The organism is Calditrichota bacterium, from assembly GCA_013151735.1.
Classification (GTDB): Bacteria; Zhuqueibacterota; JdFR-76; order JdFR-76; family BMS3Abin05; genus BMS3Abin05.
The window spans coordinates 145,145-158,824 of the sequence record JAADHR010000199.1; the positions used below are offsets into that span (position 1 = coordinate 145,145).

At 46.6% G+C, this 13,680-nt stretch carries 10 protein-coding genes; 6 read left to right on the top strand and 4 right to left on the bottom strand.

Going from position 1 to position 13,680, the window contains the following annotated elements:
• Positions 1-16: 16 nt before the first annotated feature.
• Positions 17-1,165 (top strand): HAMP domain-containing histidine kinase, encoded by a 1,149-nt coding sequence (locus GXO76_14625; GenBank protein ID NOY79084.1) that lies wholly within the window; start codon positions 17-19, stop codon positions 1,163-1,165.
• A gap of 19 nt (positions 1,166-1,184) precedes the next feature.
• Complete coding sequence (locus GXO76_14630) at positions 1,185-2,576, top strand: response regulator (protein ID NOY79085.1); 1,392 nt, start codon at positions 1,185-1,187, stop codon at positions 2,574-2,576.
• Positions 2,577-2,649: 73 nt separating this feature from the next.
• Here the strand turns inward: GXO76_14630 and GXO76_14635 are convergent, their stop codons facing one another.
• The 4 genes from GXO76_14635 to GXO76_14650 form a co-directional block, all read right to left on the bottom strand.
• Entirely contained in the window at positions 2,650-3,519 is an 870-nt protein-coding gene (locus GXO76_14635; GenBank protein ID NOY79086.1) for a hypothetical protein, read from the bottom strand.
• Between the two features lie 88 nt (positions 3,520-3,607).
• Positions 3,608-4,690: a sensor domain-containing diguanylate cyclase gene (locus tag GXO76_14640; protein NOY79087.1), complete on the bottom strand. Its 1,083-nt coding sequence runs from the start codon at positions 4,688-4,690 to the stop codon at positions 3,608-3,610.
• The gene (locus GXO76_14645; GenBank protein NOY79088.1) at positions 4,677-5,258 is read right to left on the bottom strand and encodes a glycosyltransferase family 9 protein; all 582 of its coding nucleotides are present in this window, start codon (positions 5,256-5,258) and stop codon (positions 4,677-4,679) included. The genes GXO76_14640 and GXO76_14645 overlap by 14 nt, the downstream gene beginning before the upstream one ends.
• Before the next feature lie 198 nt (positions 5,259-5,456).
• Positions 5,457-6,314, bottom strand: a complete 858-nt coding sequence (locus tag GXO76_14650; protein NOY79089.1) for a sigma-70 family RNA polymerase sigma factor — start codon at positions 6,312-6,314, stop codon at positions 5,457-5,459.
• A 743-nt stretch (positions 6,315-7,057) separates the two neighbouring features.
• On the opposite strand from GXO76_14650, the gene GXO76_14655 reads away from it, so the two are divergent.
• From GXO76_14655 to GXO76_14670, 4 genes are all read left to right on the top strand, one after another.
• On the top strand, positions 7,058-9,214 hold the full coding sequence (locus GXO76_14655) for a hypothetical protein (GenBank protein ID NOY79090.1): 2,157 nt from the start codon (positions 7,058-7,060) through the stop codon (positions 9,212-9,214).
• A gap of 130 nt (positions 9,215-9,344) precedes the next feature.
• A complete protein-coding gene (locus GXO76_14660) occupies positions 9,345-11,990 on the top strand; it encodes a T9SS type A sorting domain-containing protein (protein NOY79091.1) in 2,646 nt (881 codons plus the stop codon).
• A 62-nt stretch (positions 11,991-12,052) separates the two neighbouring features.
• Positions 12,053-12,346 carry a hypothetical protein gene (locus GXO76_14665; GenBank protein ID NOY79092.1) on the top strand — a complete coding sequence of 98 codons (294 nt, stop codon included), beginning with the start codon at positions 12,053-12,055 and terminating at the stop codon, positions 12,344-12,346.
• Positions 12,276-13,580, top strand: coding sequence for a hypothetical protein (locus tag GXO76_14670; protein ID NOY79093.1), 1,305 nt, complete (start codon positions 12,276-12,278; stop codon positions 13,578-13,580). Before GXO76_14665 ends, GXO76_14670 begins: the two co-directional genes overlap by 71 nt.
• Positions 13,581-13,680 lie beyond the last annotated feature (100 nt).

Sequence of the window (13,680 nt, forward strand, 5' to 3'; positions counted from 1 at the left end):
TGAAGGAGTGTAAAAAATGAGTCAGGACTTTGAAAAAAACATGAAAATTTGGCGGGAAAAATATGCGGATCCAGAAATGAGAATTGAAGAGCTTTTTAGAAATTACAATGTCAGCACCGAGATGATTAAACGAACGCCGAATCTTCACGACTTATTGGATCTGGTACTTTTGGAATATATTAAGCGCCTGGATGAAATTCCGGGAAAGGATTTGTCACGCCCTTCTGGCTCCGAATTTTCGGAATATGATCGCGAAAAACTTCGCTCATTAATCATGTTTTCCAGTCAGGCGGTTCTGTTGAAAGAAAACAGTGAGATTTTCAATGCGCTCGAGATAAAGAACAAAGAGCTGGAAGAAACCACGCAAGAATTGGAAAAGGCCAATACAGAATTAAAATCGCTAAACCGGCAATATTTAAACATGCTGGGCTTTGTGTCTCACGAACTTCGAAGTCCGCTGATTTCTATTTTGGGTTTTGCAGAATTATTGGATGAAAATCTTCTCGGAACATTAAGCGACGAGCAAAAAAAAGCCGTACAAATTATCATGCGTTCCAGCAAGAATCTTATCGAAATGATTCGCAATTATCTGGATCTCTCAAAAATTGAACAGGGCGAGTTGAAAATGGAAAAACGCCCGCTCGAATTTGTGGGCACAATCCTGAAACCCACTCTGGAAGAAATGAACGAACAATTCAACAAAAAGAATATGTCCGTTTGGGTGGACAGCAACCAGGAAGAAGTGTGGCTTTTTGCCGATGAAAAACTGCTGCGGATTGTCATGGTCAATATTCTCTCAAATGCAGTCAAATATGGCCAAGAGGGCGGAGATATTCACATTGAGTTTTCAATTGTAAATAAAGAACTTGAAGTACGTGTGACCAATACGGGCCGCGGTGTGGAGGAAAGTGAAGTCGGAAAGGTTTTTGACAAATTTACACAATTGGATTCTTACGACACAAAGGTTGGGAAAGGATCGGGTCTGGGTTTGTACAACACGAAGTACATTGTTGAAAAGCACGGGGGCAGCATCTGGGCAGAGTCTGAATTTAAAAAGTGGTTTCGAATAGTTTTTCGGCTGCCATTGTTAAAGAACCATTCCGCGCACGAGGCTCGAAAGAAAAACGTTCTAAATAATCAACACCAGAATCAAACACATGTGTGAATAGAAGTTCAAAGAAAATATGGCACAGCCGCTAACACAAGGGAAAAGCGTCCCCAAAATTGCCATTATCGATCCTGAAACCGAAATATTGGAGGTCCTCCGGCAGCTCTTCCAAAACAATGGATTCCAGGTAACGGTGTTTCGTTCGGGGGCGGATGCCCTGACCGAATTTTCTTCCCTTCAGCCGGATGTCGTGTTGCTGGAAATTGCGTTGAACGGAGAGGATGGGCTTAATATTTGCCAGACGATTCATGAAACGTACCCCGAAATACCGATTGTCGTTTTAAGCCGTCTTCGGACACCGGAAATCCGGCTGCAGGCGATCGAGGCCGGCGCGATTGACTACCTTACCAAACCCTATGACCGGGCGTTTCTGCTTCAAAAAATAAAAAACCTGCTTTTTCTTCTGACGCGGAGACCGCTCACAGCCCCTCCGGCTGTCTCTCCCATTGTGACGCTTTTTGAACAGGAACGTCTTTCGATAATAAAACCCGAACCCAATCCAAACTCGCCCTTCGGGTATGCCTATCCAATCCTGAATCAGGTGGGCATAAACCGCCCCGAAGATCAACAAGAGGCCTTGGAGGCGCTCGTAGCGGAAGGGAAACTGGAGCATATCATTTATGATATGGTTAAACAATGTCCAAAATGCCATTCCATTACCATTCAGTTTCGTGCCGTTTGCCCGGAATGTCAATCGCCAGCCATTAAACCGATTCCCGTACCCGGGCGCTCCGCACAGCAGCCATTTCAGGAAAAAAGATACAACTGTCTGCATTGCAATGCCGTTTTTTCGACCTCTGTGATTTACGGAAAATGTTTAAACTGCGGAACGACATTTCAGGAGGCAGACGCCAAAACACACTTGATCTATTCGTACAGGTTACCAGTGAGCAGACCCTGGGGCGACCCACCGGAGAGCGATGCAGAAGCATCCATTCTGGAGCAGGCCCTTCGGGAATCTGAGATTGACTATTTTGCGCCAGATGCTCTGAAGTTTCTTGTTGCCTACGAAATAAAGCAGGCGCGGGCTTCCGAAAAAAGGACATTTTCTTTGATAAAAATCGATTTTTTGAATCTAAAACAGCTTCAAGACCATCAGGATCACTTTTCGGTATTGCGGCTGCTCCGAAATCTGTTGTTAATTTTTCGAAAAATCCTTCGTCCGCAGGACCAGGTCATTTTGAGTGGAAAAAACAAATTCTATATTCTCATGCCTGAAGCGAGCTATTCAATGGCTACCCTGGTAAAGAAACACGTGCTCTCTTTCATCGACCGCTTTAAGTTTGACGTGGAGTTTCGAGTGTCGGTGGAGACATTCCCGGACACGTTTCAAACGATTGAAGATATTCTGGATTCCTCAAACCTAAAAACAAAAACGCCGATCTTACAAAAATCGGCGCTTGTTTAAACTCTTTCAATCGTAAATCCCGCAAAAGACCAGCCGGAGCGAACGTTTTTTCCGACGGTTTGGCTAAAATCCCCTATTTAATTCTCACGGCCTTTACGGATACCATTGTTGATGACGGGATTTCCATATTTCTCGACGGAATGGTAACATTCCCATCGATATTGCTTTCGGATGACATCGATAAAAATGTAGAGCTTACGGGATCGAAGTAGATTTTTCCGGAACCGGAACCGCTGCCTGAATAATTGAGCCCCATCCCGGCCTGGCTACCCTCTCCGGAAAGGGTGAGATCGGTGGTGTATGTAATGAACAGGCAATCCATGCCCTTGTACGGTTTGATGGATTTCAATAAGTACTTCGTTTTACTTGTGATAGTCATGTCCATTGGACCGGATTTTTTATGCGTAGTTTTGGTTTCCGTCCAGGAATCGCCTATTTTAATGGGTTTCGCAGGAAGTTTAAAGAATAACGATTCAAATAGCCGTTTCCAATCGGCACTTCCCTGAAGGGTGGGGAAAGCGTTCAGTCCCTTTACCGTATCAATTTCACCCGTTTTTGTGACGATAAGCTCCACCGGCTTGTGCAAGGATTTTTGAAGAAGAGAATTGACCTGATTTATCATGGGATTGCTGGACGAAATGGCCGTTGAATCGACGGTCGATTGAATTACAAATGTACCGTTTTTCAAGACATCTTTTACTTCGTAATGCAGAACAGATCTGTTCGTTAAATTGGTTTCTTGTGTTTGGCCGGCCATTTCCTGGCTGGTACTGCTGTTCGTGATGAATCGGTATGTGTGTTTCTCCCCTTTTTTAAAATGGTAGGTAAATACCATTCCTTTATTGCCAACGATCTCTTTCCAGTTCGGCTTTTGAGCTGCGCATCCGACGATACTGAAAATGAGAATCCCGAATAGGGCAGCTTTCAAAAAATATTTCTTCATCTTTACCTCCTGCGGTTTGTGTGAGATGGTTTGATCCGGCGCTTTTAAGAGGCGCCTGTGGTGAATACGTGAAAATCAGTTGGATGTTTCAGGCTTTTTCAAGCAATTCCTCGTGGGCAATCGTCCGGTTTTTGCCCAGGCTTTTTGCCTGGTACAAATGCCGATCGGCAATAGCGAGCAGTTTTTCGGTAGAATACCCGTCCATGGGGAAATTTGAAATTCCAATGGAAATGGTAATGGTTTGTCCGCTGATCTGATAATCCGTCAAATTAAAGTGACCCTGAACAGCCTTTCGCAGTTTTTCTCCCACGCGAATAGCGCTGTTCAAAGGCGTTTCAGGCAGGAGAATCACAAATTCTTCACCGCCATAGCGGAATAGAATATCCGTTCTCCGGATATTATTCTTTAAAATGGCGGCAATGGCCTGAAGTACATCATCGCCCTTCAGATGCCCGAACGTATCATTGATCACTTTAAAATCGTCAATATCAATCATGAGTACGGAGAGGTTTCGTTTATAGCGTTCGGCGCGCTTGATTTCTCTCTGAAAGGTCTTGTTAAAATAGCGCCGGTTAAAAATGCCTGTAAGTTCATCCAGGATGGTAGATTCCCGGGTTCGATGAAATAATAAGGCCCGATTTATACAGACAGCCACTTCGTCCGAAATCCGTTTGAGAAAATCGAATTCCGATTTTTTCAGGACGCGTTTTGTATCCCGAAAAAAACTCAGTACGCCGATAATCTGTTCATCCTCTGAAAAGAGAGGAAATCCCGCAAATAAGAAATTTGACGGGGTATTGGTTTTTATATCGGTTATGGTGAGGGGACTGCCTGTTACGGCAACGCGTTCAATTAATTGAGGCTCCGGTTGCAGATGGATTTTTGAGGGAAGTTTTGAAAAGCCGAAAGATTCTTTGAGTCCCAATTCCTCCTGCAAAGGTGCCAGTAAGAACAAGTGTGCACTGTCCACGGGGAGGGAATCCTTAAAAAGGTGAAAAATGGATCTCAGAATTTGCTTGATTTCGAAAGTGGTGCTCAAAATATGCGAAATATTATACAGGATGTAGAGTTCTCTGAGCTGCCCCGCAAGCTCCTGATTGACTGATCGGATCTCTTCATATTTTTGTGACAGTTTTTCCAGCTCGTGTTGTAAATCATTACGTGATGGCATCGTTAACCAGCGTTTCTTTTTTTATGCGTGTAAGGTCTTGAATGATTCTCAAAAGATAGCCAACCTGCTTCTGAAAATCATTGTTCTGATTGGGATGCAGGATAATATTAAAAAAATCCGCCACCCGGGGTTTTTTAAAAGAAATTCTCACCGGAGCCTGGCTGCTGTAGCATAAATATTCGCTCCAAAGTCTGTTTGTGGTGTTGAAATCAATGGCCATAAAAATATTTTTCGGGATTTGAGCGACCCATTGCTTTTTTAAGATTCCCACGGATGAAAAATCGTCCGGCGAAAAGGGAAGTATTCGGACAGATGGAACGGCGGCAAAAAAGGTTTCAAAGGAACGATTTACAACCAGAAAAAATGTACCCGATGCAAAATGATGTATGAAGGAAGGAAGATAATTCTGAATGGTCAACAAATCTTCCTCACGGTCAGGCAAACACACGATGAAGCGGGGAGCCTGGGGAATTCTTAAGGGGAGCGTCAATGGAGTTTTTTTGCCTCGGGAAAAGGCCTGTTTTATCCGAAGGCGCTGTAAAAAATATTTTTCTTTAATTGCTGACATTTGAAATTCGGGACGTTTAATTTGGCAAATGAGTTATCCCTTTTGTTGCTTTATAATGCAGCAAAAATGGGTATAAGTTCAAATGAAATATAATGAAAAGAATAAATGAAGTCAAATGGAATTTTGCACTTTCAAATTGGGAAAAAATAAAAGCCCGGATAATCCAGGCTTTTTCGAAATATAACGGGACGCTGCAGGCTAACCCAGGTATTTTTGCAAGGGACGCCGTCTGGATTTGTGGCGTAATTTGCGCAACGCTTTTTCTTTTATTTGCCGAACCCGTTCGCGGGTCAGATTAAATATTTCACCGATTTCCTCGAGGGTGAGAGGCCGGTCCTGATTGATGCCAAAATAAAGCTTAATGATCTTGGCCTCCCGCAAGGTTAAGGTTGCCAGCACCTTTTCAATTTCCAGACGAAGGGATTCGTCCATCAGGTCTTCATCAGGCGGCGACATGTGTTCATTTTTCAGGACATCCAGAAGGCTGTTTCCATCTCCCTGTTGAAAGGGTGCGTCCAGCGAAAGGTGCCGGGAGGATGTGCGGAGCGTTTCGGCCAGCTCAAAAGCATTCATGTTCATTCGCTCGGCCAATTCATCCAGGCGGGGCTCCCGCTCGTATTCCTGACCCAGGTTGTCAAGCATTTTTCCGATTTTGTTGATGGCTCCCACGCGGTTGAGGGGAAGCCGGACAATTCGCGACTGTTCGGCCAGAGCCTGCAAAATGGATTGGCGAATCCACCAAACGGCATACGAAATAAATTTAAACCCGCGTGTTTCATCAAATCGTTCGGCAGCTTTAATCAACCCCAGATTGCCCTCATTGATTAAATCTTCCATCGGCAAGCCCTGGTTTTGATATTCTTTGGCAACACTCACGACAAATCTCAGATTGGAACGTACCAGAACGTCCAGTGCTTCCTTATCCCCCTTCTTAATGCGTTTGGCTAAAGCCACTTCTTGTTCGGGAGGCAGCGGAGAGTATTCCCCGATTTCTTCCAGGTATTTTTCCAGGGACTTTTCTGCCCGGTTTTTTTCTTGCTTCTTAATCTTACTCATCACCCAACAACACCTCACCTGCTTGCAACCATTTGATTTTTATTTGCGCCCCAAATTAGATGTAAGAAATTTTTTTACAAATAATTAGAGCGGGGGTTTCTAATTTTCAATAATAATAAAATATTTTAATAAAAGCAAAATTTTTTTGGACGATTTCACCAAAATTCAATAATTTTTAAATATCATTTCCATTTCTTTGGAATCTTCTGAAATCGGTAATTGGACTCTCCCACAAAAAATCCGGGGTCAATCCGAAAAAAATGGTTTAAAATCATAAACTGATATTGACAATTCGGAAAAAAACTATTAACTTAAAATGCTACAATTGAGCGAGCTGTAAGAAATATCTCTTTAAAATAAGATATTTTGCAACGAGCCACGTTCTAAACGGGCTGTATGAAAATGCTGTTATTAACCTATCGTCCTTACGGGACTTCTTAATTGTTCTTTTATTTGCTACAAACCCGTCGTCCCTACGGGACTGTATTTATTATAGTGTCAATTATGGATTGACCAATCCCTGTATGAGAGCGCCGTCAGGTGCGAAATGTTTGTAGTAATATAGTTTGCCCCATTAATTTGAGTGCCGTAGGTACGAAAGGTTAACTGCGGTATTTTGACACAGCCTCTAAAAAGCGTGGCATTCAGGTTATTTAATAAAATTCCCCACGCCAAAAGGAGCAAAAACGCTTTCCCCGTGAAAGCCGAAACGACTTGCATGGAAAAAACAATCGCTTGCTTCAATGAATAAATCGATTCGGAAATTCTGCGTTCTGGGAACGGTGGGACTTTTCCTGATGGGCAGTTTCCCCCATTTTTTGCAGGCCCAAAGGCGTTCTCCCCAATTAGCCAAAACCACCGTTGACGATATTAACAATTACACAACGGTCGGAAACCTTGGACTGACGGTTACAAACTTTGGGATTATTGGCGACGGGTACAGCAACCCGGACCAACCCTCCTGTTTGTACAAACTGCATTCAAACAATCCCCGTGAACAGGTGGAGCACCTTTCCTACGGAGGGCTCTGGATTGGCGGCAAAGGAGGATTTTCGGGGGGAACCCATGTTTCAACCGCAATCATCGATGGTGTTTTTAATTACGGCGATCAGGGGTTCGAATTCACCACAACCTCTGCCGACAGCGATACCATTCTGACGCGCTCAAGCATTATTACGTCCCGGTATTTTGACCCTCACGCCGTTTCTCATCAGGATTTTATTTGCAATTTTACGGACACCAACCGAACCGTCCCGGGAACCGAAATTGAAATTCCCAATCACACGCCTCTTGGACTGGCGGTTCACCTGGAATCTTATGCCTGGAACTATTCGTACGCCGATGCCTTTGTGATTTTGAATTACACCATCAAGAATGTCTCTCCCAACCCTATTTACGATGTTTTTGTCGCACTTTGGGTGGATGCTTCGGTTGGAAACATGAATTACACCAGCATCTACGAACCCGGAGGGGGCTGGTCCTGGTACGATAATTTGAACGGGTTTGATCAAAAAAATGATCTGGCTTATCAGTACGATGCAGATGGCGATGACGGGTTTGCCGAAAGTTATCTGGGCATTCGCTTTTTAGGGGCCTCTGTTTTGCGAAAGAATTACCACGTGTATTACAATCAGTGGAAGTGGAGCACCTCTTCAAGTCTGGATTTTCCCGATTACGTCATGCCGGTTGATGACGAGCAGCGCTATGAAACCATGGGGAAGGGGCATCCCTACGGTAACACACCGGATCAGGGAGGGCTGCCCGATAAGCCGGACAGCTGGATGATTTTGCTTTCGGCCGGTCCCTTAGAGCAAACGCTGAATCCGGGAGACACATTGAATTTTTCCTTTGCCGTGGTTTGTGGGCGCTGGGCCACGGGTGATCCTTCCGATACACCCGCACGGCGGAAAAACCTTGTTCTGAATTCGAAGTGGGCGGAACTGGCGTACAACGGCGAAGATGTCGACGGTGACGGAAAACTGGATCAAAATGAAGACCTAAACGGAAACGGCATTCTGGATCCCGGGGAAGATGTGGACGGCGACGGCCATCTTGATATTAATGAGGATCGGAATGGCAATGGGAAAATCGATCGATTCATCTTGCCCTCGCCCCCGCCGTCACCCAATCTTCTGGTGATTCCCGGGGATCGGGAGGTTACCTTGTACTGGGACAATCTTTCGGAAACGGTTGAAGATCCGATTACGCGGAAGATCGATTTCGAGGGTTACCGGATTTACGGAGCGCCTAAAACCCAGGGAAGCCGTCAGGCAGAGAGTCTGCTTGCCCAATTTGACAAAAAAGATGCAATCGGGTACAACACCGGTTTTGAAAGCATTCGTTTTGATACCACCATCAATGGGCATCATTACTATTACCGGTTTGTCAATCCGTATCTTCACAATGGCTGGCCCAACAAATACTTTTATGCGGTTACTGCCTTTGACGAGGGTAATCCGGAAAACAATCTTCCCAGTCTGGAAAGTTCCATTCTGGAGAATAAAACGAGTGTGGTTCCGGGGACACCTCCGAAATCGCATCGGAAGGTCGGCGTTTACCCAAACCCGTATCGGGCGCAGGCTATCTGGGACGGCCCCGGCGAGCGAGAACGCATGATCTGGTTTACGAATCTTCCTCCGAGAGCAACCATTCGCATTTACACGCTTTCCGGTGATCTGGTGGACACCATCGAACACGATGCCGCCACTTACAATGGGTCGGGCACACGTCTTCTGGAAAAAAATCGTGGAGGATCGAACGTGGTTTTCAGCGGAGGCGAACACGCCTGGGATTTAATTACGCATTATGATCAGGCCATTTCCACCGGGCTTTACCTGTTTACGGTTGAGGACAAAGATACGGGCGAGATTTCACAGGGGAAATTTCTGGTGATCAAGTAGGGGGGGCGATCGAACGAGTTGCGAGTCCACGAATGCGGTCTACCGCATTTTTCGGCTGAAAAATACCGGGAAATTCGTGGGGAGTCGCAGAGGGTGGTTTATCAGATTTCAACCCAAAAAGGAGGGATCCATGAAAACATGTTACAAGATAGTTGTTGCGGTGTTTATTTTGATTTTTACATTTGGGCTGGCTAATGCTCAGGTGACAAAAATCAAGCAGATTCAGTACACAAACGATTCCAGCGGCGATTCGCCCCTGAAGGGTCAGGTCGTGACGATTAGCGGAATTGTCACCGCCGAACCCTACGCGTTTGGAGGAAGCTATTATTTTGTTCAGGATTCCGCGGGGGCCTGGTCGGGAATCAAAGTGTATGACAAGGGCCGACAGGTAGCATTTGGAGACAGTGTAACCCTGACGGGTACGGTGGCCGAATACTACGGGGTAACGGAAATTAAAAACGTAACGGCATTCGAAATTAATGATTCCTCTCGTGTGGTGATGCCTGCGGTGCCCGTCACAACAGGTGAAATCGGAACCGGCGGAACCATGGCCGAAGCCTACGAGGGTGTGCTTATTCAGGTGAAAAATGTAGCCATTACCAATCCGGATTTGGGTCACGGCGAGTGGGAAATTGACGACGGCTCCGGTCCCTGCCGGGTGGACGATGCTGCGGATTACTATTTTTCCCCCGGCGCGTACGACAGCGTGAAATCAATTACAGGTGTGCTGGACTATTCCTACTCAAACACAAAAATTGAGCCGCGCCTGGCAGCGGATGTGGTGGAAATGGGTCCCGTGGTCCGGTTCCAGCGTATTCAACAGGTTCGGTACAGCGACCTGCTGCGAACGCCTTTCGATACCAAATCGGATATGTCCTACATGAAAGGGGACACGGTTACCGTTTCGGGAATTGTCACCATGCCAACCGGTCTGAGTTACGCGGGTGCCGGAATCAAATTTATTATTGAAGATCCGAAGGGCGGCCCCTGGAGTGCCATTTTGTCCTACAATCCCGATTCTACCGCCTATCCTTCTCTATTTGAAGGCGATTCCATTCGCATGACGGGCTACATTGGCGAGTACAGTACAGGCCCGAGTAACATGACGGAGTTCTGGGTAACCAGTCCCATCGACATCCTGGATTTTGGAAAACCCCTTCCGCCGGTAGATACCGTAAAAACGGGTGATCTGCGATGGCCAACCACCGCCGAACAGTGGGGAACCGTCATTGTGGCCTGCAAAAATGCGGTCGTCAAAAATCTGACCCCGCAGTACGAATTGTTTTCAATTGACGATGGCTCCGGTGAAATTCTGGTGGATGATGATTCCGACAGCCTTACCGATTACGAAGATCCTCCGCAGGGAACCGTGATCGAATCCATTCGCGGCTGGGTTTACCATCATTACGGAAGCTATGCCGATTCCACCACGTACAAGCTGGAACCCCTGTACAAATCGGATATCGTTCTGGGTCAGGGACCGCCATCCGTCAAAAATACCGAGCGGAATCCGGTGATTCCAACCGCTTCCGATTCGGTGCACGTGTCTACAACCGTGGAAACGAATTTGGCCGTTTCGTCAGTGGAATTATTCTACAACGTGGACGGGGGGTCTTACCAGACTGTATCCATGAAGCCGGTTTCTGCTGGTAACTTCGTTGGTGCGATCCCTCCGCAGCCGGTGGGAAGCTTTGTTAATTATTTTGTGAAGGCCACAGATGAACATGCACAATCCACAATTGATCCGGCGGACACCAGCCTGTACAACTATTGCTACCCCGTAACGGACGGAAATCTGACCATTAAGGATATTCAATACACACCGTGGAAACTGGCCGATTCACCATTTGAGGGTGCTTCCGTCAGTGTGTCCGGTATCGTCACATCGGATACAACCATGAACCGCTATTACGGAGCCTACAGCATTCAGGATGCCTCCGGCGCCTGGAATGGAATTTTTATCTTCGGTGCGAAAGCCGAATTGTACCGCGGCGATCAGGTAAAGGTTTACGGAACCGTGACCGATTACAACGCCGATTGGCATTTCAAATGGGATAACAATACGGTTATTCTGGTTGACTCTGTGAAGATTATGAGCTCCGGAAACACGGAGCCGGCTCCGGTTGAAGTGAAAACGGTGGATCTTGGAAAAGGTTCTCCTAAAGCCGAGTCGTACGAAGGAACCCTGGTTCGGGTGAAACAGGCCACTATTACCAAGATTAATTCTTATGATATCACCATCGACGACGGTTCCGGTCCCTGTTTAATGGATGGCGACGGGCTGGTGAAAAAAGACGGCACGCCCAATTCCACCTTCTACATTAACAAGGCGGATGGGTACATCGTCGTTTTTGGCGATACCCTTCGTGTGGGCGATGTGGTCAATTTCATTCAGGGTGTGCAAACTTTCAGTTTTGGCTCGTACAAAATTGAATTGCGCGACAGTCAGGATTTTGGCTACTTTGTGGGCGTAAACGAACATACACCCACGTACCCCTTAACGTACAAGCTGGAACAGAATTTCCCGAACCCGTTTAATCCGGAAACCCGAATTTACTTCGATATTCCGGCGAAAAACACGGTGAAAATTGTCATTTACAATTCCCTGGGACAAAAGGTACGCACCCTGGTGAATGCCAGTTTTGATCCGGGTCATCACATCATCAATTGGGACGGCCGGAATGATGCCGGACAGATGGTTCCGACAGGCGTGTATTTTTATCGGATGAAGGCCGGGAATTACATTGCCTTGAAGAAAATGTTGTTGATGAAATAATTCCGAACCATTTTGAGAAAACTTCCCGAAGGCCTCGCGCTTTCGGGAAGTAAATTTATTTTATGAAAAATAAAAAAGTTACATATTTTTTTGCGATTGGACTGGCGCTTCTTTTTCTGGCGGGCTGCGGTAATTGGCGAAATCCGTTTGTTCCGCCGAAAAAATCCAGTCCGTTGAAAAATCAACCGCCACAAACCTACATCTTTCTGTTTGCCCGGCAGGATACCAGCGTGGTAACGGAATACGGTGACCACCCCCGAAGGCACGAAGATCGTACAGGATACTGTGATAACCGGAATCGATACCACCGCCAGCAAGCAGATCATTCACTGGTGGGGCGACGATCCGGACGGTGAGATCATTGGTTATTATTACCAGTGGGATTACCAGCCGGAACCCGTTTGGACCACGCAGGAAATCGACACGTTTTATTTGCCCATCCGGGCCCGTTACGATGCCTTTACCATTCGTGTGTGGGCGGTGGATAACGACAGTCTGAAAGATCCGACACCGGCCGAACTGCGGTTTCCGGTTATGAATACGCCGCCCCATATTGAATTTCGCGTGGGGAGCAATCCTTCGGCGCCTCCGAACAATCCGAACGTGGTAGCCTACACCTTTCCCACACGTACCTTTGTCTGGGATGCCAGTGATCCGGATGGGAGAGAGACCATTGTCAAAATTCTCTGGGCACTGGATGACACCAGCACATGGAATACCCTGGACGGTCAGGCCACCTCTATCACCCTGACGGATTTGCCGCCGGGAGAACACCGTTTTTTTGTCAAAGCAGTTGATATTGCCGGTGCACAGAGTCCGGTGATTTCTTTCCCGGATCCACAGGATGACAAGGTTCCCCATACCTGGGTGGTGAAAGCCCCCAAAGGGGATGTGCTCCTGGTGAATGATTTTGCCCAGGATCAAAATCTCCATCAGGTACAGTCTTTTTACCAGACCATTCTGGATGAAATTGTTGGAGCCGACCAATATTCCGTCTGGGAAATTGGAAGCAACCGCGTGCCCGTTATTAATCCTCAAAATGCGCTGCCGTATTCAAAAGCGGATATTGAAGCGACTCTTGGCTATTTTAAAAAGGTCATCTGGTTTGCCCACCTTGGGCGGCCGCACATTACACAGGCGGGGCTGAGCATTACGCGGTTTATGTCCAACGGCGGCGATATTTTTATCACCAATGCCAATGAGGAAACACCGGACACCACCTGGACATTCACAAAGATCGATTCGGTCTACCGGTTAAACCCGGGTGGACGGCTGCTGCCAGGTGTTCTGGTACTGGCGCGATTCGGGGACGAAACACTGAATTCACAGCTAACGATGAAAATTGCAAAACTGGTGGGGAACCGGGTTTCTGCGCTGATTCCCGGAGAGGGTGCCGAAGCGGTTTACGTGATGCAGCCCGACACCGCCGCCAGTGTAAAAGTCCCGTACCACGGCTCACCGCCGGTAGGAATCCGATATCGGATCGGAAAAGGGGAATCTATTTATTTTTCGCTTCCTCTGCACTATTGCGACGGCCTGAACAATGTAAAAGAGGTGCTGCGGTACATTCTTTTTGAGGAGTTCAAATAGAGCGATTTTGGCAAAATTCAGACAGAAATCTGATCTAAAAAATGTTTGCCCGCGAATTTCGCGAAGTATTACGAACTGAATTTTTAGCAATTGGGATACT

Excerpts from the sequence above, each read along its gene's own strand:
- GXO76_14625 (NOY79084.1), top strand. The coding sequence starts at position 17 with ATGAGTCAGGACTTTGAAAAAAACATGAAAATTTGGCGGGAAAAATAT.
- GXO76_14630 (NOY79085.1), top strand. The coding sequence starts at position 1,185 with ATGGCACAGCCGCTAACACAAGGGAAAAGCGTCCCCAAAATTGCCATT.
- GXO76_14635 (NOY79086.1), bottom strand. The coding sequence starts at position 3,519 with ATGAAGAAATATTTTTTGAAAGCTGCCCTATTCGGGATTCTCATTTTC.
- GXO76_14640 (NOY79087.1), bottom strand. The coding sequence starts at position 4,690 with ATGCCATCACGTAATGATTTACAACACGAGCTGGAAAAACTGTCACAA.
- GXO76_14645 (NOY79088.1), bottom strand. The coding sequence starts at position 5,258 with ATGTCAGCAATTAAAGAAAAATATTTTTTACAGCGCCTTCGGATAAAA.
- GXO76_14650 (NOY79089.1), bottom strand. The coding sequence starts at position 6,314 with ATGAGTAAGATTAAGAAGCAAGAAAAAAACCGGGCAGAAAAGTCCCTG.
- GXO76_14655 (NOY79090.1), top strand. The coding sequence starts at position 7,058 with ATGAATAAATCGATTCGGAAATTCTGCGTTCTGGGAACGGTGGGACTT.
- GXO76_14660 (NOY79091.1), top strand. The coding sequence starts at position 9,345 with ATGAAAACATGTTACAAGATAGTTGTTGCGGTGTTTATTTTGATTTTT.
- GXO76_14665 (NOY79092.1), top strand. The coding sequence starts at position 12,053 with ATGAAAAATAAAAAAGTTACATATTTTTTTGCGATTGGACTGGCGCTT.